The organism is Actinomyces sp. (assembly GCF_030530635.1).
Taxonomy (GTDB): Bacteria; Actinomycetota; Actinomycetes; order Actinomycetales; family Actinomycetaceae; genus Actinomyces.
The window spans coordinates 17,606-40,183 of record NZ_JAUMUL010000029.1 but is presented as its reverse complement, the minus strand read 5'-3'; the positions used below and the strand labels follow the sequence as shown (position 1 = coordinate 40,183).

General features: G+C 65.4%; 19 protein-coding genes. 7 read left to right on the top strand and 12 right to left on the bottom strand.

Translation table 11 applies throughout. The features are described from left to right. The first annotated feature begins 183 nt into the window (after positions 1-183). Complete coding sequence (locus tag Q4A20_RS08280) at positions 184-2,094, top strand: subtype A tannase (RefSeq protein ID WP_303122239.1); 1,911 nt, start codon at positions 184-186, stop codon at positions 2,092-2,094. 63 nt (positions 2,095-2,157) lie between these two features. On the opposite strand, the gene Q4A20_RS08275 is transcribed toward Q4A20_RS08280, so the two are convergent. Continuing rightward, complete coding sequence (locus tag Q4A20_RS08275; protein WP_303122238.1) at positions 2,158-3,561, bottom strand: sodium:proton antiporter; 1,404 nt, start codon at positions 3,559-3,561, stop codon at positions 2,158-2,160. A gap of 445 nt (positions 3,562-4,006) precedes the next feature. Between Q4A20_RS08275 and Q4A20_RS08270 the strand changes: the two genes are divergently transcribed. The 4 genes from Q4A20_RS08270 to Q4A20_RS08255 all read left to right on the top strand — a co-directional run bounded on the left by Q4A20_RS08270 (position 4,007) and on the right by Q4A20_RS08255 (position 7,580). Further along, a complete protein-coding gene (locus Q4A20_RS08270) occupies positions 4,007-4,426 on the top strand; it encodes a lactococcin 972 family bacteriocin (protein WP_303122237.1) in 420 nt (139 codons plus the stop codon). A 113-nt stretch (positions 4,427-4,539) separates the two neighbouring features. Further along, positions 4,540-5,532, top strand: coding sequence for a hypothetical protein (locus Q4A20_RS08265; RefSeq protein ID WP_303122236.1), 993 nt, complete (start codon positions 4,540-4,542; stop codon positions 5,530-5,532). Positions 5,533-5,575: 43 nt separating this feature from the next. Continuing rightward, positions 5,576-6,889: a hypothetical protein gene (locus tag Q4A20_RS08260; RefSeq protein WP_303122235.1), complete on the top strand. Its 1,314-nt coding sequence runs from the start codon at positions 5,576-5,578 to the stop codon at positions 6,887-6,889. Between the two features lies 1 nt (position 6,890). After that, complete coding sequence (locus Q4A20_RS08255) at positions 6,891-7,580, top strand: ABC transporter ATP-binding protein (protein ID WP_303122234.1); 690 nt, start codon at positions 6,891-6,893, stop codon at positions 7,578-7,580. A gap of 87 nt (positions 7,581-7,667) precedes the next feature. Here the strand turns inward: Q4A20_RS08255 and hemW are convergent, their stop codons facing one another. The 8 genes from hemW to glf all read right to left on the bottom strand — a co-directional run bounded on the left by hemW (position 7,668) and on the right by glf (position 15,691). After that, complete coding sequence (gene hemW / locus Q4A20_RS08250; RefSeq protein WP_303122233.1) at positions 7,668-8,936, bottom strand: radical SAM family heme chaperone HemW; 1,269 nt, start codon at positions 8,934-8,936, stop codon at positions 7,668-7,670. Continuing rightward, positions 8,933-9,841 carry a tRNA (guanosine(46)-N7)-methyltransferase TrmB gene (gene trmB / locus Q4A20_RS08245; protein WP_303122232.1) on the bottom strand — a complete coding sequence of 303 codons (909 nt, stop codon included), beginning with the start codon at positions 9,839-9,841 and terminating at the stop codon, positions 8,933-8,935. Before trmB ends, hemW begins: the two co-directional genes overlap by 4 nt. An 87-nt stretch (positions 9,842-9,928) precedes the next feature. After that, positions 9,929-10,795, bottom strand: a complete 867-nt coding sequence (locus tag Q4A20_RS08240; protein WP_303122230.1) for an MOSC domain-containing protein — start codon at positions 10,793-10,795, stop codon at positions 9,929-9,931. Positions 10,796-10,892: 97 nt separating this feature from the next. Then, positions 10,893-12,764, bottom strand: coding sequence for a translation elongation factor 4 (lepA, locus tag Q4A20_RS08235; protein ID WP_303122229.1), 1,872 nt, complete (start codon positions 12,762-12,764; stop codon positions 10,893-10,895). 136 nt (positions 12,765-12,900) lie between these two features. Next, positions 12,901-13,461, bottom strand: a complete 561-nt coding sequence (locus Q4A20_RS08230; protein WP_303122228.1) for a hypothetical protein — start codon at positions 13,459-13,461, stop codon at positions 12,901-12,903. Between the two features lie 31 nt (positions 13,462-13,492). Continuing rightward, positions 13,493-13,942, bottom strand: a complete 450-nt coding sequence (locus Q4A20_RS08225; protein ID WP_303122227.1) for a hypothetical protein — start codon at positions 13,940-13,942, stop codon at positions 13,493-13,495. 307 nt (positions 13,943-14,249) lie between these two features. After that, the gene (locus Q4A20_RS08220) at positions 14,250-14,408 is read right to left on the bottom strand and encodes a hypothetical protein (protein ID WP_303122226.1); all 159 of its coding nucleotides are present in this window, start codon (positions 14,406-14,408) and stop codon (positions 14,250-14,252) included. Positions 14,409-14,536: 128 nt separating this feature from the next. Then, positions 14,537-15,691 carry a UDP-galactopyranose mutase gene (glf, locus tag Q4A20_RS08215; RefSeq protein ID WP_303122224.1) on the bottom strand — a complete coding sequence of 385 codons (1,155 nt, stop codon included), beginning with the start codon at positions 15,689-15,691 and terminating at the stop codon, positions 14,537-14,539. A gap of 226 nt (positions 15,692-15,917) precedes the next feature. Between glf and Q4A20_RS08210 the strand changes: the two genes are divergently transcribed. Together Q4A20_RS08210 and Q4A20_RS08205 are read left to right on the top strand one after the other, a co-directional pair. Further along, on the top strand, positions 15,918-16,652 hold the full coding sequence (locus Q4A20_RS08210; RefSeq protein WP_303122223.1) for a LytTR family DNA-binding domain-containing protein: 735 nt from the start codon (positions 15,918-15,920) through the stop codon (positions 16,650-16,652). Next, on the top strand, positions 16,649-18,007 hold the full coding sequence (locus tag Q4A20_RS08205) for a GHKL domain-containing protein (RefSeq protein WP_303122222.1): 1,359 nt from the start codon (positions 16,649-16,651) through the stop codon (positions 18,005-18,007). The genes Q4A20_RS08210 and Q4A20_RS08205 overlap by 4 nt, the downstream gene beginning before the upstream one ends. A 64-nt stretch (positions 18,008-18,071) precedes the next feature. Here the strand turns inward: Q4A20_RS08205 and Q4A20_RS08200 are convergent, their stop codons facing one another. The 3 genes from Q4A20_RS08200 to Q4A20_RS08190 all read right to left on the bottom strand — a co-directional run bounded on the left by Q4A20_RS08200 (position 18,072) and on the right by Q4A20_RS08190 (position 22,421). Beyond that, positions 18,072-19,160, bottom strand: coding sequence for a glycosyltransferase family 2 protein (locus Q4A20_RS08200; protein ID WP_303122221.1), 1,089 nt, complete (start codon positions 19,158-19,160; stop codon positions 18,072-18,074). Positions 19,161-19,281: 121 nt separating this feature from the next. Continuing rightward, positions 19,282-19,923, bottom strand: coding sequence for a hypothetical protein (locus Q4A20_RS08195; protein WP_303122220.1), 642 nt, complete (start codon positions 19,921-19,923; stop codon positions 19,282-19,284). 80 nt (positions 19,924-20,003) lie between these two features. Then, on the bottom strand, positions 20,004-22,421 hold the full coding sequence (locus Q4A20_RS08190; protein ID WP_303122218.1) for a glycoside hydrolase family 3 C-terminal domain-containing protein: 2,418 nt from the start codon (positions 22,419-22,421) through the stop codon (positions 20,004-20,006). Between the last annotated feature and the right edge of the window lie 157 nt (positions 22,422-22,578).

The window sequence follows — 22,578 nt, the reverse complement described above, 5'->3', positions numbered from 1 at the left end:
ACCCAGATCGGTAGAAGTTACATACCCAGATCGGTAGAAGTTGCACCTACCGCTGGTCACGACCGTCTCCGCACGAGCCTGGCAGTCTCACAAGCGACTCACAGCGTTATCCCCGGGTTACGCTCAGAGGGCACCGGTTGCATCCTGTCTGCCACCCTGACATCAACTGGAAGGAATCCGATAATGATCCTCTCGCGACGCACCGTCATGCGCGCGGTGCCGACGGCTACACTCCTCGGCGTCGTGGGCCTGGCCGCCTGCTCCAACGACTCCGGCAGCTCGACCAATGCCTCGGGCTCCGCAGCCGCCTCCACCACCAGCACCGACCTGGCGCTCAACCCGGCGGCCTGGAGCTATGACGCCGACGGCGACGTGTACTACCAGCTGGGTGTGTCCTACGTGTCCTCCCCGCAGGACGCCGGTTACGAGCAGCTCGGCATCTTCGTGCCAGGGGCCTACCTGACCGCCAACGACAACGGAGACGGAACCTTCACCGCCGAGGTCGCCGACGACGGCGGGGTGGGCCCCTGGACGGCTTCGACCGCTCCGGTGGTGCTGCCCGTCAACACGCCCGGCTACTCCGCCCAGACTCCTCCCGGCGAATACGCTTACGACACGATCGCGGCCTACATGGAAGCCGGCTTCATCTATGTGCAGGCGGGCCTGCGCGGCAAGGACTCCACCACCGACACGGCCCCCGGCAACGCGCCCTGGGGCGTGACGGACTTGAAGGCGGCGGTGCGCTACCTGCGCTACAACGCCGCCGCCCTGCCCGGCAGTTCGGAGCAGATCTACGTATTCGGTCACTCCGGGGGCGGCGCCCAGTCCGCCGTCATGGGGGCCTCCGGTGACTCCAAGCTGTACACCCCCTACCTGGAGGCTCTGGGCGCGGCCACGACCGATGCCGACGGCCGGCCCCTCTCAGACGCGATCGCGGGGGCCATGTGCTGGTGCCCGATCACCAGCCTGGATGGCGCCAACGCCGCTTACGAGTGGAACATGGGCCAGTTCGCCACCACCGGCACGCGGGCGGAGGGCAGTTGGACGCGGGCCTATTCCCAGGATCTGGCCGCCGCCTACGCGGACTACCTCAACGGCCTGGGCCTGGTTGACGCAGACGGCAATGCCCTGACCCTGACGGCCTCCACGGATGGGCAGTACCTGGCCGGCTCTTACTACGACCACATGGTTGGTGTGATCGAGCAGTCCCTGAATGACTTCCTGGCCAATACCCAATTCCCGTACACGCCCAGCAGCACGGAAATGGCCGGTATGGAGCGTCAGGGCGGCTCCGGCGGGCCCGGGGGCGGCCCGGGCGGCTCTGCCGGCGATACCTCCGGTGCCCCCGGTGGCGGCGGAGCGCCCGACGGCGCCCCGCCGGATGGCGGTGCCGCGGGCGGCGCCGGCGGCGGTACTGACAATGCCACCGGCGGGCCCGGGGGCTCCTCCGAGCGCTCCGAATCGCTCACCTATCAGACCGTGGATGACTACATCGCCTCTTTGAACGAGGACGGGGAGTGGGTTTCCTACGACGCCTCCACCAACACGGCCACGATCACCGGCCTGGAGGGCTTCATCACCAGTCAGAAGGCGGCGACCAAGGATGTGGGTGCGCTCGACGGCGTCGACCGCGGCCAGACGGAGAACACGGTCCTGGGCGTCGGCGAAACGGTGATGCACTTGTCCGAGATCTCCCGCGACGTGATCGCCGCCAACGAGGCCACCTATGCCGCGCTGACGGACTGGTCCGACGACTACGCCGCTAAGAGCTACGACTCCGACTTCGCGCAGACCGACGCGCAGGGCGTGGACGTGCTCACCCGCGAGCACATGTACAACCCGATGTACTTCTTGTCAGGTGCGTATGCGGGCGTCGGCACGTCGACGGTGGCACCGAACTGGCGCATCCGCACCGGCATTACTCAGGGCGATACCGCATCCACGGTTGAGGTGAACCTGGCGCTGGCGCTGCAGGCAGCCGGCCAGGCGGTTGACTTCGCAACCGTCTGGGGCCAGGGACACACCATGGCCGAACTGACCGGCTCCGGCGAGGAGAACTTCATCGCCTGGGTGAGTGAGCGGGCCGTCTCCTGACAAATTACTTGCGTCGGCCTCGACGGGCTCAGGCCCACGTGCCGGGCCTGAGCCGCGTCGTCGTCAGGCGTCTGCCAGAGCCAGGCGGCGGCCGGAACGCAGCAGCCGGACGTTGTTGGCGAGCAGCAGCAGTACCAGAGCGACTCCGCTGAGCTTGGCCCACAGGGCGTCGGCGATGAACAGCAGGACCATGGCCGCCAGGATCGGCCCGAGGTACATGTAGGCACGGACGATGTAGCCACCGAAGGACGGCATCTGAACGTCGCGGGCCTCGGCGACGGATTTGACCATGAAGTTCGGCCCGTTCCCGATGTAGGTCAGTGCGCCGCACAGTACCGCTCCGAGCGAGATTGACCGCAGGTACAACTCGGGAACACCCGCGACTGTTGCGCCTCCCGGATGGGCCACCTGACCGGCCACTTCAAAGAAGGTGGCGTAGGTGGGCGCATTGTCGAGCATGGAGGACAGCCCTCCGGTGAGTATGAAGAAGGTGATCTCGTTGAGCGGCAGACTCCCGGCATGCTCGTCGAGGTAGCGCAGGGCGGGGATCATGGTCAGGAAGATGCCGATGAACAGGGCGGCGACCTCGGCGATCGGAGCCCATTCGAACTGGTTGTCCTGGAAGCGGACCCGCTTGTCTCCGAGCTTGTAGGAGGCTCCGGCGGCGGCCAGCATGATCATCTCCCGCCACGGGATCCAGTCCATTGCTGTGGCGTGGCCCTCCTCAATGGCATGGGCGTCGATTGAGGGGGCGAAGGCCACGGCGGCGATGATGACCACGAACCAGACCAGATTGGAGGCGCCGCGCAGTCCCAGGGGCTCGATCTCGGTCTTGTCGGCGAGGATGTCGGCGGCGGGCTCCTGGGAGTAGTACCAGGTGTCGAGGGCGAAGTAGCTGGCCAGCAGCATCGCGTTGACGAACAGCCACTCGAGGACGAGGCTGAACGTCCAGGTGAACGGTACTCCCCGCAGGAAGCCGAGGAACAGCGGCGGGTCACCGAGCGGAGTCAGCAGACCGCCGCAGTTGGCGACCATGAAGATGGTGAACAGTACGGTGTGGACCCGGTATTCGCGCTCACGGTTGGTGTTCAGCAGCGGGCGAATCAGCAGCATGGCGGCCCCGGTGGTACCGACGAAGCTCGCCAGCAGGGCGCCGATCGCCAGGAAGATGGTGTTGTTGCGCGGTGTGGCCTGGATGTCGCCCTTGAGGAAGATGCCACCGGAGACTACGAACAGGGCCAGCAGCAGTGAGATGAACTGGATGTACTCCACGACGGAGGCGAAGACCGGCTCCCAGCCCAGGGCTAACCACATCCAGATCGCGACCGGCAGGCCCAGCACCAGAGCCACTGTCAGCTGGCTGGAGTTCTTCTCCCACCAATGAGATGTCGCCGGGACCAGCGGAAGCACCGCGATCGACGCGAGCATGACTACGAATGGCAGTACGGACCACCACTGCAACTCCACGTGAGCCTCCTCAGCTTGGGTTGGTGTGCAGGTCGCTCATCAATGAAGCGGCGACGCTTGCCTCACCCTATGACGATAGTTGTTCCGTATCGTGAGACATCAGCGCGTCTCGGGCGCAAGGTGACCGGAAGCACGCTGCTGTCCGGTTCCCAAGCGGCGCTCCGACCATACCGCGCCGCCGCCTCCAGCAACCCATGGTGCTCTTCGTGTTCGCAGATGTAGTGGGTGGTTGCGCCCTGTGGGTGTAGGGGTGCTGGGCCGAGCCAGCCGAGATCCTCTGGCTCTGCGGTTTTCAGACTCTCTTGGTGAGATGCAGGAGACACGCCGGTGGTGACAGCCACCTTCGGCGCACTTACCATAAGAGCACCATACCCGCCCTGGGCGCCGCGACTGTCCGCACCACGGTGATGCGCTGACGCGGCGCGCTCCTCCTGAAGGACCAACCATGCACACACCAATACGACTGTCCCTCACCGTCGGAACGCTGAGCGCCGTCCTGGCATTCGGCATGACCGCAACCGCCGAGGCAGCGCCTCATCCCAGCAGCAGCGCAACCGCAATTGCCGTGACCGAAGGCGGCGGCAGGGCCATACCTGAAGGCGGTGCCGACTCCGACCTGATCACTCTGGTAGCCGCCACGAGCCGCTTCGTCGGAGGCGGAACGTGGAACTACAACTCCTTCGTTGACTCCGGCAAGAAGTACTGCTGGTCCGAGTACAACCACCGCACCAAGAGGCACAGCGCAACCGCCAAAATGGGGAACACGACCAGGAAAAGCACTGCGGCCGCCGGACACAGAGCACTGGCGTCAGTCACCTCCAAGAACACCAGGCTGACCTGCTACGTATACTGGAACACACACTGACAGACATGTCGCCGACGAAGTCGGCCCGGACGGCGGATGAACGCGTCACGACCGCCGGGCCGACTCATGTCAAGCGTCGAGGACCTCCCGCGCCGCAGCATTTGACCGAAATCATGAGAGCATCCCTATACATACTCCTGGCAGTCATCTTGGTCTTGGCGCCAACGTCAACCATCGTCGACTACGCACGCAATCAGGAGCAACGGCACTTGCGCGCGGCCGAGCAGATCGGCACACGTTTCGATTTGCCAGACGCCGGCGTAATCGCGGCGCCTGAGGACGCACAAAGAATACTTACAGCGGCCGCCGATGAGTACAGAACTAATATATTAAGAGTATCCGTCGAATCCTCCGAACGGGAACATATCCACTACTACATTTACTTAGGAGCCCAGGACACTCTGCTCTTCGACATCATTGACTTAAGCCGGGGAACATGGCCCTCCGCCGCCGGACTCAAACTGGGGCAGACGGTCACCACCGTCGAGTTGGCTACCGGCCAAGTGGTCGGCACGCCGAACGTTGTGGCACGGCGATACGAACTCAGCATCCAACCCCTCGAGACCTCCTATGCCAGACTACCGGCAGCGGGAACATATACAGTTGAGGCTCCTACGAGGGACGCTCGAGACGCGTTTCTTCAACACATCGCCAAAACACTCACGGAGTTGACCGGCCAAGAATACACTGTAGCTGATTTGAACCCGCTGGACCCGTCCGAGGTCGCCAACGGTCAGTCCCAGACTACCGCATCGAGATTCTTCTTGTACGCGCCCTACCTTTTGACGCTGATTGCCGCAACATTGCTTCCCGCTACAGTAACGCGGGCCGGCAGACAACTCGGAGCGCTGTCACTGCACGGCTACTCTAATACCCGCATCTGGTATGCCACTACCGGTAGGCCGACACTGATGGCAGTAGGCGCTGGTTTCGCCGCCACCATTGTGCTCTCCCTGGCGGTCCCCGAAATGAACGGCACCCTGATTCACATCCTGTTTCTGCGACACACGTTCGCCTCAGGCGTCATTCTACTGGTCACCTGCAGTATCAGCATGGCGGTTATACGCAGGTTCAAGGTATCAGACCTCACAAAAGGGCGCCTCTGAACCGACACCAGACTATCACACTCAGCACAACCACAAAGAGATCATGTCAGCCCATCCTTTCCCCCTGGTACTGTCATTACTGATCAAAACACTCATCACCGTGATGCTGGCAATCAGCGTCTTGCAGGCATCCGCCTCCATACTCGCCTCGCGGGACGCCCGCCAACACCTGTCCGATTGGGGAGACACCAACGATTACGGCGTATTTTTCCCCTACTACATAGGCGATGACGAGCAGGAGATCGACGCAGGAGGCCTCGACACCGAGTTTACAGTCTCGCGCGACTTGTATCCCATGCTGAACCAGGCCGGAGCGTTATACATCGAATCGTCTTCCTACGAACCAAATTATCCGCTGCCAGATGACCCCATGATGCGGTCACTGCGCGTGAACCTGAACTATCTGGCCCGCTACCCGGTATATGCGGAAGACGGACAACCACTAGAGATCGACCCCGCCGATAACTCCTGGATTGTGGCCGCCCCGTCCACTCTCAGAGATCAGGAGGAGCACATTCGCCAAACGTACTATGTTTCTCGCAACGGATCGCCTGAGATCGAAGGCGCCATTGACTTCGATGCGCGCTACGGCCTACCCGTGCCCGACGATATGAACGAACAGGACATCACCATCATCTGGACCGCACCGGAGCAGGACATATTCACGTTCAACTCCAAGATATCTCCCGAATCGGGGAATACCGCGCGAGACCCCATCATAGAGATCATGACCCCCGCCAACAGCCTCGTGGGCGACAGGCTGAACTCGATAACCGGCGATCCCGACACCGCCCTCAAAGTATACACCGGCGGAGACCCGGAGTCCACCTACAACGATCTGCTTCCGACGCTACAGGAACTCGACCTTGATGACAACTTCAAGTACCTGGTCACCACTAGCGACGCACAGCGCTTCGAACTCACTCTTGACGAGCGTGACCTGTTTTGGGCCACGGTGACGATGGGCTGTTCGTTGTTCGCGCTGGCAATTCTGCTAGGGGTCTTCGCAACCGTCGTATTTTTCAACTCCCAGTACCGCGTGATCGCCGTTCACAGATTGCACGGCGCATCGTTGGCACGCACCTACTCCGGGCTGTTCGGCATGTTCATATGCAGCTGGTTGACAGCCCTCGCCCTCGCTGCCGCCCTGGGCGCACTTAGATCTCTGGGATTTCCGCTTCCATACCTACACTACCTACAACCTTTGCAATACACCCTGGGCGCGCTCGGCGCTCAAGGACTTTTATTGACAGCGGCCATTTTCGGCGCCGCCGCCGCGGTTGAAGTCGGGATCGGGGCCTTCACGGCGCTGGTCACCGAGCGTATGAGCCTGACGAGACGATTGAAGGAGCTGTGAGATGCCGTCCGTAACGAACAAACAATCCGCGCCGAGCGGTACGGAGCCCACTATGGCGGTCGATGTTCGCAACGTCGGCAAGGCCTACGGCAAGCATCGGGTCCTCGACGGCGTCTCTTTCACCGTCGGCAGCGGGGAGATGTTCGCCGTCACGGGCCCGTCCGGATCGGGCAAGTCGACGCTGCTCAACATCCTCGGACTATTGGAGGCACCCAGCAACGGACACGTACTCCTGAAGGGCTCGCCTTCACCACGCCCCCGCACCCGCGCCGCCAATCTCTTCATCCGCTACCAGTTGGGCTACCTGTTCCAGAACTACGCGCTTATCGATCACCGGTCCGTTGAGAGCAATCTGCGCGTCGCTCTGACCTACGTGGACACCAGCGGCCGCGCCAAGAGCGAACTCATCTCCGAGGCACTGGCGGCAGTGGGCCTGTCCGGATTTGAATCGCGTAAGGTCTACACCATTTCCGGAGGCGAACAGCAGCGCGTCGCTATCGCACGGCTAATGCTCAAGCCCTGCGACATCGTTCTTGCCGACGAGCCCACAGGCTCACTTGACAACGCCAATCGGGACGCCGTGCTGGAACTGCTCCAGGAGCTGCGCCTTAAGGGCAAGACGATCGTCGTGGCCAGCCATGACGACGCCGTGATCGAGGCCTGTTCCAACACCATTGATCTCCAGCCCTAGGCACAATTACGGGTCATCGTCAAACCCACGGTATGACGTCCTAAGGATTCCAACTCACCGGTTCCGCACAGTCCATCGGCTCACTCATCACTCGACGAGTCCGCGGGTCACCGTATCGGCCATGAGCCGACCGCGCCGGGTCAGCACGGCGCAGCCGGCCTCGGCAGCGACACCGTCAAGCAGCCCTTGAGCCACGAACTCACCAATCGCACCCACGAGCCGCCTCGGGGTGCCCTCCGCCGTCGTCTCCTCACCCGGCCGCGCCAGGCCTGCCAGTTCCAGGCCCTCACGCGTGCGGATACCGAGCATGACCCGCTCCAGCTCCCGGGAATCGGCATCAATGATCTCGTGCCCGGCCACGGGCAGGCGCCCGGAGGCCACCTGCCCGGCCCAGGCCACCGGATGCTTGGCGTTCCACAGACGCACGTCCCCCAAATGGCTGTGCGCCCCCGGACCGGCACCCCACCAGTCCCAGTCGCGCCAGTAGGCCTGGTTGTGCGCGCACTCATGCCCGGGCCGCGCCCAGTTGGATATCTCGTACCACCGGTAGCCGGCTCCGGCCAGCAGGGCGTCGGCGAGTTCATACTTGGCGGCCTCGTCATCGTCCGTGGGCAGGGGCAATTCACCACGGCGCACCTGGGCCCACATGCGAGTGCCCTTCTCGATCACCAGGGCGTAGGCGCTCAGATGGCCCGGGCCGATCTCGACCGCCGCCTGAAGGGAGCGGCGCCAGTCCTCCATGGACTCCCCCGGCGCGCCGTAAATGAGGTCCAGGCTGGTCTCCAAACCGGCTCGCTGCGCCCAAGCCACCACCTGCGGCACCCGCTCGGGGGTGTGGGTGCGGTCCAGGGTGCGCAGCACCTGGGGCACCGCCGACTGCATGCCGAATGACACCCGGGTGAAGCCGGCCTGCGCCAGGGCCGCCAGGTAGCGCTCATCGACGGTCTCCGGGTTGGCCTCCGTCGTCACCTCGGCCTCCTCGACCAGTCCCCAGGTCTCCCGCACTTCCTGCAGCATGCGGGCCAGGTCCCCGGCGGGCAGCATGGTGGGCGTGCCCCCGCCCACGAACACGGTCCGCGCCGCTCGTCGCGGCAGGCCGGCACGGTCCATGGCCGCGCGGGCCAGGCGCAGCTCGCCTACGAGAGTGTCCACGTAGTCACCCAGGGAGGCCCCACCCCCCATGGACAGGTTGGTGTAGGTGTTGAAATCGCAGTATCCGCAGCGCACCCGGCAGTACGGCACGTGCAGGTACACCGAGAAGGGGCGCTCCGTGCCCGACGACGTCGCGACGCACACCTGCTCGGGCAGCTCCCCAACTCCGGGCAGGGGCGCCCCGTCGGGCTGGCGGGGACTCAAAGAGGCACCGCCTCGGGCCTGGGTGGCACCCAGATCTCCCCGGTACGCACCACGGTCAGGTCGCGGATGGTGCGACCGGCACGGATGCCCTTGTCTTCGAATCGGGTCAGCACCCGCCCCTCATAGCGTTGGGACCAGCCGCCACGAATGCCCGCAGGTGACCCGGGGTCGAAGCCGTTGCCGAGGCTTCCCTCCTCCGCGGTGTCCGCGCCGAGGTCAGGACGCGCCCCGGCGTCGGGGTAGCGGAAGTAGGGGCCGGTGGAGTCGGCCTCCAGGCCCTCGGGCAGGGCGGACACCTCCTCCAGCACGTCCCGCATCTGCCAGGCGTAGTCCGCCCAGTCGGTGGCCAGTCGCCACACCCCGCCGGGCCGCAGCACCCGTGCCACCGAGTCGGCGAAGGCGGCGTTGACAAGGCGCCGCTTACGATGCCGGGGCTTGCGCCACGGATCGGGGAAGAACACCCACACCTCGCTGGCGCAGCCCACAGGCAGGGCCGTAGCGAGCAGTTGGGCGGCATCAGCGGGAACCACCCGTAGGTTGCGCAGGCCCGCCTTGGCCGCACCGGCCACAAGTTTGGCGATCGCCGTCTGCCAGGCCTCGACGGCCAAGTGGTCCACCCCCGGGTGGGCTGCGGCATGGGCGAGGATCGCCTCCCCCGAACCGGAGCCCACCTCCACGATGAGCGGCCGCATCTGGCCAACGTGTCCGAAGGCGGAGGCCGGCTCCAGACGGAAGGAGCGGGCGACAGTCCGAATGGCGTCGGCGCGGGGCACGTCAATCACATAGCGGGAGCCGTAACGGTCCAGGGCGCGGGCCTGAGCGTCGGTCAGGCGCCCGCCCGCCCGCGAGTAGGAGCGCACTCGGGAGCGAATGGCGTGCGAGCGGGGAGGGTGCTGCTGCGGCACGGCTTCGGTTCCTCCTGGTTGTATCGAAGGGGCGTATAGAACTGGCTCGCCGGTTCGCTCCGGCAAGAGCGCCGCAGCGCGGCCGGATCAGCCGACCGGCTCGTGGGCTGCCGCCTGCACGTACTTCTTGGTGAAAGAGGCGATCACACAGTTGCCGAATATCTCGGAGTTGAGCAGCGCTTGGGCGTCGCGCGGGTCGTGGTGGGCGAACCAGCGGGTGCAGGTGACCCGGTGCCCGGGCGAGTTGAGTACGCGCACCTGATCACCGACGCGCACAGTCCCCTCCTTGAGCACTTCCAGATAGACACCCACCCGGTTGCGGGTAGAGAAGACCTCCACCCAGTCGCCGCGACCCACACCGCGGGCGAAAGTCGGGCAGGGGTTGCGCACACCGGTGACACGCACTCGCAGCCCTTCCCCGCGCGGATCACCCACCGACAGGACGGCACCGATCTCGACGTCGTCAATACCGCCGAGCAGGCCGGGTTCGATCGTCAGGTTCTCCCCCAGCGCTCCGGGCTCGATACCGCCGAGCACGGCCGACCAGTGCCGCTGCTCGGCGGCGTCTAAGACGTACAGGGCCTTCTCACGACCCCCGTGGTGGGCGTGGTCCCCCTGCTGGTCGCCGACGACGCCGAGCCGGTTGACGGCCGCCTCCCCTTTCAGCGGCGTCTTGTGAATGGCGGACAGGCCCGCCTCCCCAGCGTCGGGGCGAATCCGCGCCAAGGCACACACCGCGCCCACGGTGCCCACCAGGTCGCCGTCATGGAAGGGCGAGGGCTCATCAGCGTGGCGGCCGTCCGCCCCGGCGTAGGGCAGTTCTAGACGTCGCGCGAGCGTGGCGGTCAGTTCCAGGCCGGAGCCGTCGTCGGTCAGGGCGGCCTGGACCGTGCCGTAGGTGACCGGTACGCCGTCGATCAGCTCCGCGTCTGTCCGGCTGTCCGACTCGCTCATGCTTCCGCTCCCTCCGCCAAGGCCGACGGCGCCACACGCGTCGACGCCATCCACCCTACTGCGCCCGATGCGATAGGCCGTCGGTTTGCCGCCCGTATCACTTCCCGGTGGGCTGGTCGGCGCCGAGAACGGCGATGAAGGCCTCTTGGGGGACCTCCACGCGGCCGACGGCCTTCATGCGCTTCTTGCCCTCCTTCTGCTTCTCCAACAGTTTGCGCTTACGCGTGATGTCACCGCCATAGCACTTGGCGAGCATGTCCTTGCGCAGGGCGCGGATGGTCTCGCGGGCAATGATGCGGCTGCCGACGGCGGCCTGCACCGGTACCTCGAACTGCTGGCGGGGAATCAGGTCCTTGAGCCGACGGGTCATCTTCTGCCCGTAGGAGTAGGCGGAGTCCTTGTGGACGATGGCGCTGAAGGCGTCGACCCTCTCCCCGTTGAGGAGAATGTCCACCTTTGTCAGGTCGGCGCTCTGGGTACCGTCCGGCTCGTAGTCCAGGGAGGCGTATCCGCGGGTGCGTGACTTCAGGGCGTCGAAGAAGTCGAAGACGATCTCCGCCAGAGGCAACCGATAGCGCATCTCCACCCGGGTCTCGGACAGGTAGTCCATGCCGTCCATGCTGCCGCGGCGGGACTGGCACAGCTCCATGACCGCGCCAATGAACTCGCTGGGAGTCAGGATGGTGGCACGCACCACCGGTTCCTGGACATCGCGGACCTTGCCCTCGGGGAACTCACTGGGGTTGGTGACCGTGTGCACGCTACGGTCCTCCATGGTGACCTCGTAGACCACCGACGGTGCGGTGGAGATGATGTCGAGGTTGAACTCGCGCTCCAGGCGCTCGCGGATGATCTCCAGGTGCAGCAGGCCGAGGTAGCCGCAGCGGAAGCCGAAGCCCAGCGCCACGGAGGTCTCCGGCTCGTAGGTGAGTGCGGCGTCGTTGAGCTTGAGCTTGTCCAGGGCGTCACGCAGGGCTGGGAAGTCGGAGCCGTCCACGGGGAACAGCCCGGAGAACACCATGGGCTTGGGGTCCTGGTATCCGGCCAGGGGCTCATCTGCGGGGGCGACGGCGGAGGTGACGGTGTCACCGACCTTCGATTGGCGCACGTCCTTCACGCCGGTGATGAGGTAGCCGACTTCTCCGGCGCGCAGTCCCTGAGTGGGGGCCGGCTCGGGGCTGATTACGCCGATCTCCAGCAGGTCGTGAACGGCGCCGGTGGAGACCATCTTGATGCGCTCACGCGGCTTGAGGGCGCCGTCGACGACGCGCACATAGGTGACCACGCCCCGGTAGACGTCGTAGACGGAGTCGAAAATCATGGCGCGGGCGGCGCCGTCGGCTACCCCTGCCGGCGCCGGGACGTCCTGCACGATACGGTCGAGCAGCTCGGGCACGCCCGCACCGGTCTTGCCGGACACGCGCAGCACCTCCTCGGGCTCACAACCGATCAGGGAGGCGATCTCCGCGGCGTGCCGTTCCGGCTCCGCGGCCGGCAGGTCGATCTTGTTGAGCACCGGGATGATCGTCAGGTCTCCCTCAATGGCCATGTACAGGTTGGCCAGGGTCTGTGCCTGGATGCCCTGGGCCGCGTCCACCAGCAGGACAGCGCCCTCACAGGCCGCCAGGGACCGGTTGACCTCATAGGAGAAGTCGACGTGCCCGGGGGTGTCGATCATGTTCAGGGCGTAGGCGCGCGTGACGCCATCCTCGCCCGCCACTGTCCAGGGCATGCGTACGGCCTGGGACTTGATGGTGATGCCGCGTTCACGCTCGATGTCCATGCGGTCCAGGTACTGGGCGCGCATGTCGCGCGGGGCGACGACGCCGGTCGCCTGGAGCATGCGGTCCGCCAGGGTGGATTTGCCGTGGTCGATGTGCGCGATGATCGAGAAGTTGCGGATCTGGGCCTGCTCGGTGGACGCGGGCGCAACGGTTGCGGCCTCCTCGGGCGTGGGGATCGGTGGCACGTGAATCGGTTCCTGGCTCTTCCTGAGGTCAAGTGTGCCCGGTCGGAGGTACCGGCCGGCGGAAACGGCCTCTAGTGTCCCACGAGTCCGGCGGGTTGCCGTACCGGCGGAGGTGTGATGCCCGACGGCGCCCCTGTCACATACCGCCCCCGCGGATCACCAACCACCCCCGGCCCAGGGGACGCTCAAGAACCAGCACGGCATCGTGGAGGCGAGTACTCATCGGATTCGACACATTTTGCAGGTCAATATCCTCCAACCCATCAGTATTTGACACAGGTGTCGCCTCTGAATGTTTTTCAATAAGATCGCCAGACACCGCGGTATAAGTCTCCGTGTACTCGCGGACGGCCTGGTCGCTAGCGGTGAACTCGATGACATACCCCCAGCCGCCCGGGTAGGCCGCCGCGAAGTTCACCGCGGGCCTCACCGAGACCACCTCAGCGCCCTCCGGAAGACTATTGTCCTGCCCGATCGTGAGGATCTCATCCAGATGCTCCACATCCGCCGGACACGGAACCCCCACCTGAACCCCAGCAGCACTCGCCGACGCAGACGCCCTAGCCTCCGACCTCTCAACCTGCACACTCGAAAGAGCCAAATACCTCACAGTGAACAGCACCCAGAACACCCCAATACCCACAAACACGGCAACAACAACAAGCACCTGCCGACCGGTCACCTCCTCACCGGCCAAAACCGGACGCCTCACCACACGTCACCCCAACTCACGACCCACTCCCATGCAACACCGAAGACTCACCCGACATGTCATACTCCTGAGCCAAACCAGCCCGGTGCAGTTCCTGCAGCTGGCTATCCTTAACATCAAAGGGACCGACCCGCGTTGACTTATCGCCATCCCAGTTATACCGGTCCGCCACGTGGACGCGGTAGTCATAGGAGTAAGTCCACTCCGGGTTGTCAGCCGTGGGCGGGTAGACCGTGACGGTACCCTCCGTCGCGTAGTTACAGCCGCCCGTGGCATAGAACCAGTTCTGATCCTCCTGCGGCTCGATGTAGTACCCGTCCCACTCGGTGGTGAAGGGGTAGGTCACCGGCCCGGTAACGCCCGAGGCCTGGGCATCCTTGAGTGCCTCTTTATTCATCTCCTCAACACGTTCATGCGTTTCCGCAGACAGTCCGTCAACATCTTCCGGCATGCGGGCGACATCCATTTCCTGCGGGTCGCCGCTGTTCCCCAGGTAGTGCAGCAGGTTTCTTGACGCGTCCGGCCAGTCCGACGCCTTGGCGGCCGCACCGATTGTGGCCGCCTCGTGGGCAAGATGATCTATTGGACCTGGGAGCCGACTCCCGTACTGCCCGGACCCCTCCTTGTCGGTATCCCCGGATAGACCCAGGGAGTCACTCCCGGCATATCGGCGTGCTCCCCGGGCACCGGATCGCCGAGCTCCGTCTTGCCCTGCGTCTCAATATCCTTGTGCCCACTGTTCCGGTGGCCTTCTCTGCACCGCTGCCAGCCGCCTAGGCCAGGGACACCGAGACCGAGCCGTCAGCGCCCAGCGTCAGGTAGGGGTGCTCAGCAGCGAAGTCCTGGCAGGCCAGCACCTTGCGCCGCACCTGGGTCACGCCGTCGCACGCGTCAGCGGTGGCGCGCGTAAGAGCTCCGATCCGCTCGGTCATCTCGCTGTGAGAGGTTGTGCACCGGTGCAGTGCCCCAAGCGCAGCCTCCACGCTGGGCGCCCGCGAGATCACCCGCGAACCCGCGACTTGTGCGTCATCCACCGTGGAACGACCCACCTCCTGGTCTCTCACTGACGGAACCACGGCCGTACCTTCTGCTCGAAGCAGTCAAGGGCGGCGGCTATGGTGCGGTCCATGTCCAGGTATCGGTAGGATCCCAGCCGCCCCCCGAAGGCGACCTGCTGCGCCTCCAGTTCTGCGACCAGCCGCTGGTAGCGTGCCAGCAGTTCGCGGTCGTGGGGCGTGCCCACCGGGTAGTAGGGCTCATCGTCGGGGCCGGCCATGCGCGAGTACTCCCACATAATCACCGTGGCGTCGTCGGGGTAGGTGCGCTCGGGGTGGTAGTGGCGGAATTCATGCACCCGCGTGTAGGGAACCTCCGCGTCGGGGTAGTTTACGACGGCGGTGCCCTGATGATCCCCGGTGGGCAGGATGCTGGTCTCGAAATCGAGGGTGCGCCAGGTCAAGGAGCCGAAGCGGTCGTCGAAGAAGCGGTCAACCGGGCCGGTGTAGACCACCGGTATCCGACCGATGCACGCCCCACGGCTGAGTGCGCCGTCGCCGAGGAAGTCCTCCCCCAGATGCAGCTCAATGCGCGGGTCATCCAGCATTCGTTCAATCCACGGGCCGTATCCGCCGGTGGGGATACCCTCATAGCGGTCGGAGAAGTAGCGGTTGTTGTAGTTCAGGCGCACCGGAAGCCGGGTGATGATGGAGGCATCCAGCTCGGTGGGATCGGTCTGCCACTGCTTGGCGGTGTAGCCGCGGATGAAGGCCTCGTACAGGGGGCGGCCGATCAGGCTGATGGCCTGCTCCTCCAGGTTGGTGGGCCGCCCGTTGATCTCCGCGGCCTGCTCGGCGATCAGCGCCCGCGCGGCCTCCGGCCCGAACGCGGAACGAAAGAACTGGTTGATGGTGCCCAGGTTGATGGGCAGCGGGTAGATCTGTCCCGAGTGGTGGGCGTAGACATGGTGTCGGTAGTCGTTGAAGTCCGTGAACCGGTTGGCGTACGCCCACACCTGCTCATTGGAGGTGTGGAAGATGTGTGAGCCGTAGCGGTGCACCTCAATGCCGGTTTCCGGGTCATGCTGGGAGTAGACATTGCCGCCCGGGTGGTTGCGGCGATCAAGCACCGCCACACGCAAACCGAGTTCCTCGGCTGCACGCTGAGCGACCGTGGCCCCGAACAGCCCCGCTCCGACTACCACCAGATCAGCCCGCATCCGTCAGCCCTTCGTCCTCGCTCGACGCCGCACCCGACCCGTTCGTCCAAGGGCGCATGGCTCGTCCCGTAGTCACGGCCAACGGCCACGGCGCCGGTACAGTAACATGACTGCGACCGTCACCTGCGATGTCCATACGGGTGCTCAACGCCCACGGATCCCGGAGTCTCCCGGCGGTGACAGTCGCGATAAGCCGGAGCAGATTCAGCCGCCAATGATGAGTGAAGTGAACGATATCCCCTCCCCCGTGATCCGTATCGGCGTCGTCGAGGATGACGCCCGCCACCGCCTCGTTCTTTCGGATTACCTCGAGCGCTTCGCCCGAGAGCACGGCCTGAAGCTGGAGGTATCGGTCTTCGACGACGGCGACGGGCTCCTGGCGGACTTCCGGCCCGTCTATGACGTGCTGCTGCTGGATATCCGCATGGAGGGCACAGACGGGCTCGCCACCGCCCGGACAGTGCGGCGAACGGACCCCGATGTGGTCATCATCTTCATTACCGCCGCCCACCAGTACGCGATCAACGGCTACGAGGTCTCCGCCCTCGGCTACCTGCTCAAGCCCTTTCCCTACGCCGCCTTCGAGCACGAACTCAGCCGCGCCTGGCGTCTGCTGGGACGGCGCTACGGCACCGACATCATGCTCAAGGACGGATCCGGGATGCGGCGCGTCCCCCTACGGGACATCGTCTACCTGGAATCCTCCGGTCATCGCCTTGACGTGCATCTGGTCGACGGCGAATTCACCCTTAGCGGGTCGCTCAAACAGATGGAGCCGCAGTTGGCGCCGCACGGGTTCTTCCGGTCGAACTCCTGCTACATCGTCAACCTGCGCCACGTGGTGGCGGTGCGCGATCAGGACAGTGTCATGTCCACCGGCCAGTCCCTGCGTATCTCACGCCCCCGCAAGAAGGACTTCATGCGGGCGCTGACCGAGCACGTCTCCGGAACGCTGCCGTGATTCAGGAGGCACTGCCAGATATTCCGCGGCTGTGGACCGCCCTATCCGAGTGGGGCGCCTGCCTACTGTACGTGCTGGCGACCTGGCGTCCGCAGGACTCCCGGCGCCGGGGCGTAGCAATCATGGCGGTGGCCCTGCCGGTCCTGTGCTGGTTCCAGCTCACGGTTGCCCACCTGCCGATCTCCTTGTGGCTGGTCGGCATGCTGGGCGCGGTTGCCGCCATGTGGATGGTCCTGCATTTGGCGCTGAGCGGATCCCTACGACGTTCCACCTACCTGGTGGTGCGGGCCTTCGTCGTAGCCGAGTTGGTGGCCTCCCTGGAATGGCAGTTGGAGGTGTTCTTCCTCGGCGGTCTCGACACGGCCGCATCCGCCGCCCCCACGGCCGCATCGGTCGTATTCGTTATCGCCGTGGACGGCGTGGCGCTTACGGCGCTCTACTTACTGGAGCGTCCCCGGTTCCGCACCGAAGTGATGCCGACCGTGGCGACGGTGGCCGGTTCGGCGGCTATCGCCGCCATCACCTTCGCCATGTCGAACCTCAGCTTCCTGAGCACGGCCACGCCCTTCTCCGGCAGGCTGGGGGCGGAGGTGTTCTACATCCGCACGCTCGTGGACCTGTGCGGCTTCATCATTCTGTACGCCCAACGGGAGATCGACCTGCAGAACCGGGCGAACTGCGAGCTGGCGACCTCGGAGGCCCTGTTGCGCTCACAGTACGAGCAATACCGGACCTCCAAGCGGGCCATCGACATCGTCAACCGCAAGTACCACGATCTGCGGCACCTAGTCGCGGCCATTCGCGCGGAGGAGGACCCCGCAGCCAGGTTGGACCGGCTCGGCGACTTGGAGGAGTCTGTACGCCCCTACGACGTATTCGTACGCACCGGCAACCCCGTGCTCGACGTCATTCTCACTGACCGGGAACAGGCCTGCGCCGAGGCCGGTGTCACCCTGAACGCAATCGTCGACGGCGTCGCCCCGAGCTTCATGTCCACCGCGGACCTGGCCGCGTTGGTCGGTTCCGCCCTGGACAATGCCCTGGAAGCGGTATCCCGCATCGCCGACGAGGAGGGCCGGTGGATCCGTTTCGACGTCCGCGCACGTCGGGACTTCGTACTGATGGAACTGGAGAATCCCGTGGCCGACACGCCAGTGGTCGCGGCTGACGGTCGAACCCTGCTGACCACTAAGAAGGACTCCGCCATCCACGGCTTCGGCCTCAGTGCCATCCGGGCGGCCGCCGAGGCTTACGGCGGACAGGTGACCGCTGGAGACAGTGCGCAGGGAACCTTCATTCTGCGCGTACTGCTGCCGTTTCCGGCATCGGTGACGCGCCGAGGTAGGTCGAGGTGAATACAGCCCGCCTTCATGTCAGCCCAGGCGACGTCGGCGCCATGGCCGGGTGCCCTTGGTGGAGTCAGTTCAGGGCAAGAACCCTTCGGGCCACCTGGTAGCCGGCGACGGGCACCCAGTTACCGGGGCGCCCCGGCAGCGTCACCAACCGCCCCAAGGCGGATGCGTGCACACGCCTGGCAACATCCGGACGCGTGCTGTCAAGGCGCTCCCACAGCTGCTCCTTGATGGCCAGATTGCGGGGCATACCCGAGCGCAATGCCATGGTGGTGATGACCACCGCGCTGATGGTGTAGATGTGCACCAGGTAGCGCAGCAGTGCCGGCGGCACCTCTCCCTCATGAGGCATGGCCTCCAGCATGAGCGCATTGACTCGATCATGCTGATCCAGACGCGCCACGATCACTTCGTCGGCAACGGACTGCCCGGCCCGGCCCACCGTGTAGTAGTACAGGTCCAGGTCCAGGTAAGTCAGGGCACGCACATGCCGCAGCGGCTCGAAGGCGAACAGGTTGTCCACGTAGAAGCAGTGCTCGGGCAGACGCATCCCGGATCTGACCAGCACCTCCCGGCGGTAGGCGAGGGCATGCATCATGAGGTACTGGTCGGGTCGGAAGCGGCCCACATCCGCCCACCCGCCGATCCTGCCACTCGGTAGCAGCCCGCGGAAGCGGACGGCGTGCCGACCGGGCCTGATTCCGCGGCGCCCCGATCGGGCGGGCCCATGGCTCAGGCGGTACCATGCTGGTGTGCCCTCACGCACGTAGACGAAGTTGGTGACGACCAGATCGGGCTCGGTGTTATCCCGACGCCACGAACGCATCGCCGCGAGCAGGGCGCGCAGCGCCCCGGGATCAATGGCGTCATCGGCGTCACACACCTTCAACCAGGTACCCCGTGCCGCAGCCACCCCGGTGTTGATTGCGCCGCCATGACCCTTGTTGGCCTGGTGGATGACCTGGACCGCGGTATGCGCCTTTGCGTAGGCATCGGCGACGCGTCCGGTTCCATCCGTCGCGCCATCGTCAACGACAATGATCTCCAAGTGGCCGCCTCCGTCGTCGGCGGCCACAAGACTGGCCAGGCAACGACCCAGGCAGTCCTCGGCGTTATAGGCAGGGACCACGACTGTCATGACTGGATTGACGGGCACCGTGCGGATCTCCTTACTAAGCGGAGTCAGCCGGCGTGCCGCAGTGCCGGGCAGGGGCCCGACCCGCGCCCGAGGCGCTCCTGGTGGTTTACGTGCCCGACACTACCGGACCCGGCCCGGCTCAGCGCGCCCCTGATGTCTGGACCTCCTCGACGGCCTCCGGAGGCACATCCGCATCCTCGGGCACGCGCTTGAAGATGATCTTGAAGATCGGGAAGAAGACCCAGAAGGAGATGGCGGCGTTGATGATCATGGTGAGCACATCTGCCACGGTCTCACCGCTGGACGCTCCGAGCGTGCTCTTGCACCAGGAGTAGATGGGCTCCTTGTACAGCACTTGCAGGGCCGCGGCGACAATGGTGATGACCACATAGGCCAGCGCATACCAGAAGGCCGCCTTCCAAATAGAAGAATTCGATTTGAAGGTGATGTTGCGCTGGGCGAAGAAATTGATGACCTGGGCGATCAACAGGGTTATCTCCACCGCCAGAAAATAGGCCAGGCCGCCACCGGAGCCATCTGCCTGGATGGGTCCGGCTACATAGTCGAACAGGTACACGGGGCTGCCGCCGGAGGAGCCTACCGGCAGGAACTGGAAGGTGGCGCCCTGCAGGGAGGTGAACCCGAACAGCCACCGGAAAAGCGGCATCAGGATGAGCTGAAGCACAGTGACGCCATTGGACAGGATGAAGAAGACGATGAACTGGGAGGCGGTCTCATGCCGCTCCTGGAAGCCGCGCCACCAGGCGGTGATTGGTTTCATGTGTGGCCTCAGTCTCTCTCTTAGCGGTAGGAAGTGGATGGGTGGAACGTGGTTACCGGTCGGGATGGCCGACTCCGCAATCAGCGGGTGGAGTCCAGCCGCCTCCGGGTGACCTTGTCCTGGCGACGATTGCGGAAGAATCCGGCCACAATGGTGCGCAGTCCTCTCAGCGCGCGGCCGTTGCAGAAGTCGACGATGCCACCGACCATCTCCTCGGAAACCATGCCTCCGGTCATCTTGCCCATGGCGCGCAGAGGCATGTTGAGCATGAACAGTATGTTCAAATCAGGCTTTCCGGAGGCGTCGGCCTTGGCCTTGCGCCGCTCCAGCACCTTCACCGCCGTACGTCCGATACGGCTACGGCCGTGAGCCAGGTCGGAGATCGGACTGTTGCGACCGATCCTTGCGGAGGAATCCGGCTGCGGAACCGGCCGTCCCAGCAGTGCCGCGAACTCGGCGTCGGCGACCTCGGCGACAGCACCATCGAGGTAGTGGCCCAGGGCCGGATCTCCGGGCACAACCGGATCGCCGTCCACCTCCCACTGCGCAGTAAGCGGCAGATCCTCGACGTTACGGCCCACCCGAACCACCCAGGTGCCGGCCGGGCGCACCCAGCGGTCCTCGGCCGCCGAGTAACGGCGGAAGGTGTAGTCGTCGAAGGGGATCGTCACCGCTGCGGTCTCCCCCGCCGCCACAGGCACCTTCGCGAATCCCTTCAGTTCCCGGGCCGGCCCCCACACGCCTTCGGGGGCGGTCACATACAACTGCACCACCTCGGTGCCGTCGACCGCGGAGTTGTTGGTGATCGTCAGGTGCGCACCGCCCTCATCCACGGCCAGGTCGGCGTAATCGAAGCTGGAGTAGGACAGACCGAAGCCGAAGGGGTGGGCAACCGGCGTACCGGTGCTGTTGTAGTAGCGGTAGCCGACGTAGGGGCCGTCCCGGTACAGGGCGAGTTCCCCGGTGGCCGGGAACCAGGCGGAGGTGGGATTGTCCTCATAGCGCACCGGGTACGTCTCGGCCAGACGCCCCGATGGATTCACCTCGCCGGTAAGCACTCGCAGCGTGGCACTGGCACCGGCCTGCCCTGACAGGCTGGTGTGGACCACTGCCCGGGTGTGCGCCTCCCACTCCGTTTCCACCGCGGATCCGGCGGAAACCACGGCAACCACGTTGGGGTTGGCGCCGGCCAAGGCTTCAAGCAGCCGCGTCTGCACCTGTGGCAGGCGCATGTGGGAGCGGTCCAGTCCTTCGGATTCGGACAGCTCGTCCAGCCCAATATAGGCCAGCACCACCTCGGCCCGCCCGGCCAGGGCCACCGCCTCCTCCAGCAGGGGCTCGTCGGGCCGACCCTGCCGGTCATAGCCCTGGGCATAGCCGACCAGTTCCAGACCGGTGCCGGCGATCTCCTTCAGAGTTGTCTCCAACCGGGTCGGGTTGATCTGGGAGGAACCCGAACCCTGGTAGCGGGGAGTGGAGGCCATATCGCCGACGACGGCCACGCGCGTACCGGCGGCCAGCGGCAGGATGGCGTCCTGGTTGCGCAGCAGCACGATGGACTCCTCGGCGACTCGCCGCGCCAGGCGATGGTGGGCGTCGACGTCGAAACTGGGACGGCCCGCCCGGGGGTCCTTGGCCGAGGGGGCGGACGCCGCCATGGCAATTACCTCTCCGGCACGCGCATAGACGGCGTCCCGACTGATGCGCCCCTCCTCGACGGCGGCAACCACTTCCCTGGCGGAGTGCAGCCCCGGTGCGGGCATCTCCAGGGAGGATCCGGCCGCCGCGGCCGCGGCGGCGTCGTTGGAACCTCCCCAGTCGGATACCACCAGTCCCGTGAAGCCCCACTCCTGTCGCAGGATCTCGGTGAGCAGGTGCGGGTGCTCGTTGGCATAGATGCCGTTGACCCGGTTGTAGGAACTCATCAGTGCGCGCGGGTAGGCCTCGCGCACGACGATCTCGAATGCGGTCAGGTAGATCTCGCGCATGGTGGCCTCATCGACCACCGAGTCGGAAGCCATGCGGCGCAGTTCCTGACCGTTGACAGCGAAATGCTTCGGGGTGGCGGCCACCCCCTGGGACTGGATACCGCGAACCAGACCGGCGGCCATGCGGCCGGTGAGGATGGGGTCCTCGGAGTAGTACTCGAAGTTGCGTCCGCACAGCGGGGAGCGCTTGATGTTCATCCCCGGCCCCAGCAGCACGTCGACGCCCAGGGCGAGCGCCTCTTGGCCCAGCGCCTGACCCATCCGCTCGGCCAGGCTCGGATCCCAGGAGTTGGCGACGGTGGCCGCCGTCGGAAAGCAGGTGGCGGGTTCAGAGGCGGCAATGCCGAGGTGGTCGCCGCTGCCGAGCTGCCGCCGTACCCCGTGCGGCCCATCGGACAGGACGAAGGATGGGATGCCCCGCTGAGGCAGGGAGCGGGAGTCCCATTCGGATGCCCCCGAGAGCAGGGCGGCGGCCTCCAGGAGAGTCAGTTCCGAGGCGGTAACGGTCACGGCGTGCTCCTTACCTTGGCGGGTGGTTGGGATGGATTGGGCTATGCCTGCGGCTCAGGAGGGGATCGCCGGCCGGGGGGGGGGGGGGGGGGGCCCGGCCCCCCCCCCCCCCCCCCCCAGGGCCCCGGATATTAGTGTAACCCCACCGGAACCCCCG

Coding starts and splice junctions, on each gene's coding strand:
- Q4A20_RS08280 (WP_303122239.1), top strand. CDS start 184: ATGATCCTCTCGCGACGCACCGTCATGCGCGCGGTGCCGACGGCTACA.
- Q4A20_RS08270 (WP_303122237.1), top strand. CDS start 4,007: ATGCACACACCAATACGACTGTCCCTCACCGTCGGAACGCTGAGCGCC.
- Q4A20_RS08265 (WP_303122236.1), top strand. CDS start 4,540: ATGAGAGCATCCCTATACATACTCCTGGCAGTCATCTTGGTCTTGGCG.
- Q4A20_RS08260 (WP_303122235.1), top strand. CDS start 5,576: ATGTCAGCCCATCCTTTCCCCCTGGTACTGTCATTACTGATCAAAACA.
- Q4A20_RS08255 (WP_303122234.1), top strand. CDS start 6,891: ATGCCGTCCGTAACGAACAAACAATCCGCGCCGAGCGGTACGGAGCCC.
- Q4A20_RS08240 (WP_303122230.1), bottom strand. CDS start 10,795: ATGAGCGAGTCGGACAGCCGGACAGACGCGGAGCTGATCGACGGCGTA.
- Q4A20_RS08225 (WP_303122227.1), bottom strand. CDS start 13,942: ATGGATGTCGCCCGCATGCCGGAAGATGTTGACGGACTGTCTGCGGAA.
- Q4A20_RS08220 (WP_303122226.1), bottom strand. CDS start 14,408: ATGACCGAGCGGATCGGAGCTCTTACGCGCGCCACCGCTGACGCGTGC.
- glf (WP_303122224.1), bottom strand. CDS start 15,691: ATGCGGGCTGATCTGGTGGTAGTCGGAGCGGGGCTGTTCGGGGCCACG.
- Q4A20_RS08195 (WP_303122220.1), bottom strand. CDS start 19,923: ATGAAACCAATCACCGCCTGGTGGCGCGGCTTCCAGGAGCGGCATGAG.